Below are 4,610 nucleotides of genomic sequence, written 5' to 3' on the forward strand. Positions count from 1 at the left end.
TACTGGAGTACCTACCGTTGGAGTTATCGTTACGGTTTTATTAGCCGTATTAACACACCCTCCAACTGTTACTGAATAAGTAATTACCGATGTTCCTGCCGAAAGACCATTTATCAAACCTGTTACTGCATCAACTGTTGCAACAGCAGGAGTGGCACTCGACCATGAACCTCCTGAAGTGGTACTGGTCCAAGTTGCTGAACCTCCAACACATATTGGGGTAGTACCCGTTATTGTCTGAGCAATAGGTGAATTTACCGTTACGGTTGCCACATTACTGGTTGTTGTGCCTGTACTAGGTGTGTTCGAAACTAACACTCGGTAATATTTAGTCAAAGTTAGAGCAGGAGTCGTGTAACTTGCAGATGCCGCACCTGAGCCACCGACAACAGGGCCATAAGGACCTCCAAAGGATGAAGCCTCCTGCCATTGGTAATTTAATGTTCCTGAACCCGAAGCAGTAACATTTAATATTGTTGGTGTGCCGCTACAAATAGACACATTTGAAGGATTTACACTAATTACAGGAGGTGACGATGCTCCAAAAACAGCAACCGAAAAACTATAAGCGGATATACATGAACCACCACTACTATTAGTAACAGTTATCGTTCCTGTATAACTACCCAAGGCAGCAGCAACTGGAATTGACAGTATAATATTCCCAGAGTTTGAAGAAATTGTTGCAGGGGATGTCACATCTACAAATCCCTGATTGTTGGCTGCAATTGAATAATCAATTGTGTATCTATCAGCTAAAGGAGAAGCCGATCTTGCCGAATAAGGTAAATTAAGAGTAGTGATTCCTTGTTGAACTGAAAGCGCTGTACTCGGAAAAGTAACTGTAGGAGAAGGCGATTGCGTATCAAAATTAATTGCCACAGTAGATGTTATCGAACAACTTGTATTTAATATTTTATATGCTTTTACATACAGATTTGTCAAATTAGCTGTCAATGCATTTGTGGACAGAGTTATTGCGCTTCCCGTACCTACTGTGGAAGGCCCAACTGTAGTACCCGCACCATTAACCAATTCATAAAGCACTCCAGATTCCGATGAATTCAGGCTTATGGATCCTGCCGATCCATTACAATAACTTTTACTGCCTCCAGTATAAGTTTGAAGTATTGGAGGTGTACATTGTACAGTAGCTGTTGTTGTACTCAATCCGCTTTCGCAACCTGTGCCGGTTAAAGAGATCTGAATTACACCACCTAAATATAAATCGGTCGATGACAAACCATTGATAGTCCAAGCTCCTGCCGCAGAAACGACTGCAGTATATGGAACCGAAGAACTATTAACAATAGCTGATCCGTCTTGATACAAAGTGACCGTCACAGGATAAGTACCTCCTGATATAGTACCACTTACAGAAGTCTGACCTTCTACAGGATTGGTAATTCCTATCGTATAAGCCGCAATGCTTGGTTGTCTTGAATATGTAACTGGAGCCGAATCTAAACTAGATGTGAGGCAAGCTCCTGAGGTTACTTTTGCAACTATAGTACCTGATGAAACAGATGGCACAATTGACCAAGACCCTCCACTAACAATTCCAGTTCCAACTGCCGTACCTGCTGAATTTGGTTGATACAAAGTAATAGTTCCACCATTTTCAGTAGATGTTCCTGTGATAACATACGGAGATGCTACACAACTATAGGTTGTTATGACTGGTGTCGCTGCAGTCTTGGAAACTGTAACTGATGTAGATGCAGGAGAATTACAATTACCAGTATCTGAGGCGTTATTTATCGAAACTCTATTCTGTTTTGCTGTAATAACCTGACACTTTGTCAATGCTGGCACTGTTACAGACCAACTAGTGCTGGCCAAATTATTTACAGTCCCAATTTTTACTCCATCGGCATAAACTATAACATTATATCCAACTAAACCTGTACCTGCAACCGTTGTTGCTCCAGTTGAAATTGGTGAGGTTACCGTAGGTGCTGCAGCAATATTTGATCCAATGCATTGTTCTAGAGGAGGAGATGTACATCCCCCGAAAGTTATTGTAGCATAATATGTTCCATCTGGAACTTTAGAGCCATTACTTGTTATTGGACTGCCTCCTGAAAGTGTTGCCTGACTACTAGTTACATTACCAGAAGTAAATGACTGCCAAACAGTTCCATTAGCATTATAAACATTGACTGTTACAACCCCCGTAAGTGAAGCATATCCAACTACAATGTCCTTTCCTGAATTAGCAGTAGTAATTGAAGTTGGTGCAGCTGTTGTACAAGGCGCTCCCAAAACCGTCTTTTCACTACAATTATCAATTGACGCTCCCTTCCCATTTGCTGTAGCCTTAGCTCTTACAATTTGTCCAGTTGTTAATGTCCCTGATGGACTTAGCGATGATATATTAATCGTCCAAGTAGTTCCCGTAGTAGTGGTAGTTCCACTTCGAACTAATGTAGTTCCATCACTGGCATAAACACTAACTGTTATATTAGTGCCCGAAGCTTCGGTTGAAGTACCCGTAATAGTACTATTATCGGTATATATAGGCCCATTAATTATAGGGCATGTAGAACGATCCTGACAGACTTGACCGGGAGGACAAGGCGTATAATTATCAACTATAACACCAAAACAATTTTCAAGACTTCCACAAGAGGAATCTATACCAGCAATATCCGAAGCTGAAGCAGGATTACAAACCGTCGATTTCTCAGCTCCCATATTATCAACCATAGCCATTCGAACAGGTGTTGCTGAAGTCATCCCAAAAGACAAATCACTCATTTGTACAAAGAAATCATAAAAATAATCCGGATTGCCACAACTAGTAGTCAGAGCCACCGATTTTTGATAATTTGTTGTCCCTACGTAAGATTTAACAAGCGAACAACCACTAGTACTATTTACATTGTATATGTAAACACCGAAATTCGTTGCCAACACGATTTCTATTTCAAATCCCGGATTGGAACTTGAATATTGTGGATCGGCATTAGGTCCTGAGGATCCAAATTTACCATCTGTATCAATCAGGATACTATAGCTTTTAGAATTCGGTGCAGTAGTCCCCATTCGCATCCTGAAAAGCCAATTTCCATTAGAATCTAAATATGATTGAACAGGATCCTGATCTCCCTGATCTACAAAATCCGTAAAACTACAACTCGGCCCAGAGCTTAGATCGCTATTAGGCTCCACCATAGGAAAAACCAGTGAATTGTAAGGAATTTCACTTTGCAATTGGTCATCCGTTGTAAAACCGGCAGTTGTAGCGGATACATAGCCGTCTCCATTAGGATCTAAAACAAGCTTGCCAGATCCAGTCGCAGGCTGATAAATTAGTCCTGGAGTCTGCCCCATCACCTTAGTGAAAGACATGACTAACAATAGGGTAATAAATGCGATATTTTTTGTCATTATAAACTTAGTATTCATATAGAATAGTTTTTAAAGGCTTGAACAAACTTCACCATGATTTTAGCAATACTAAAAACTGCACTACTTTGATAATAAAACACTTTACGAAGGCTTTTAATCTCATCAAATAAACAAATGACACAAGTTTTTCCTTCCAAAATCAAAAAAGGATTTTGAGCAAAGGTGTCTTTACTTTCGAGAGAAGGAATACTTTTATCCAAACGATTGTGAAACAAAACTTCATTACAAAGTGGAGTTTGTGATAATGAAATTTCCATCGCGCCATTTGAAAAAATGGTTGATTTATCCGCCGCAGAAATAAAATTTGCGGAGAGTAAAAAAAATAAAAAAGATTTTGGAAGTAAATTGTAGTACGCGTAAGTAGTTTTCTTCAATATAATTTTTTTTAGCAGTGTTAATAAGTAGACAAGGTTGCAGCGAAAATATAAAAATCTCATACAACTTGTTAACAACAACCGATAAAAGACGCTTTTAAACGACGAAGTGCGCTTTCAATAAGACAAATAAGTAAAATGCTGATAAATAGACACATGAATAAAACCAAAAATACAGTTCTATTAAAAAAATGACAACATAAAACAAAGCAAAAATAAACTTTAATAACAATTCAAAAGTCTACACTAGTTTAAAAAACACATTGTTAAAAACTATATTTTCAAGAAATTTATATTTCTCTGAATGCCATGAAATTTTGATCGTTTAAGAGGAGAATCCTTAAATACGATTTTAAAAGTTTCTTCGGTTATTTCGATCCAATCTTTTTTGGACATCGAAAGTAATTCGGGATTGGGACTGAACAAAGGTTCATTATGAGATTTTGAAAAACGATTCCAAGGACAAACATCTTGACAAGTATCACAGCCAAAAGCCCAATCATCAAATTTACCCTTCATATCCGAAGGAATATTCTCTTTAAGTTCTATAGTGAAGTAAGAAATACATTTACTGCCATCCACAACATAAGGCGCCACAATTGCCTCTGTTGGACAAGCATCAATACAGGCCGTACAGGTTCCGCAATGATCTGTAACGGCATGATCATATTCTAGATCTAAATCGATGATAAGCTCAGCTATGAAATAAAAAGAACCTACTTTTTGAGTCAGCAAATTACTGTTTTTACCTATCCACCCTAAACCGCTTTTGGCAGCCCAAGCTTTATCCAAAACAGGAGCAGAATCCACAAAAGCACGTCC

Annotated in this window: 3 protein-coding genes; all 3 read right to left on the reverse strand. The window is 38.6% G+C overall.

The features are described from left to right. Positions 1 to 3,411, reverse strand: a 3,411-nt coding sequence (locus tag VFS71_RS17305) for a hypothetical protein (protein WP_326402844.1), incomplete at its 3' end; no start/stop codon positions are given. Continuing rightward, the gene (locus VFS71_RS17310) at positions 3,408 to 3,788 is read right to left on the reverse strand and encodes a hypothetical protein (protein WP_326402845.1); all 381 of its coding nucleotides are present in this window, start codon (positions 3,786 to 3,788) and stop codon (positions 3,408 to 3,410) included. The genes VFS71_RS17310 and VFS71_RS17305, both read right to left, overlap by 4 nt. Before the next feature lie 273 nt (positions 3,789 to 4,061). Then, the coding region (gene queG, locus VFS71_RS17315) for a tRNA epoxyqueuosine(34) reductase QueG (RefSeq protein WP_326402846.1) at positions 4,062 to 4,610 on the reverse strand (549 nt) is incomplete at its 5' end.

Source organism: Flavobacterium sp., from assembly GCF_035760125.1.
GTDB lineage: Bacteria > Bacteroidota > Bacteroidia > Flavobacteriales > Flavobacteriaceae > Flavobacterium.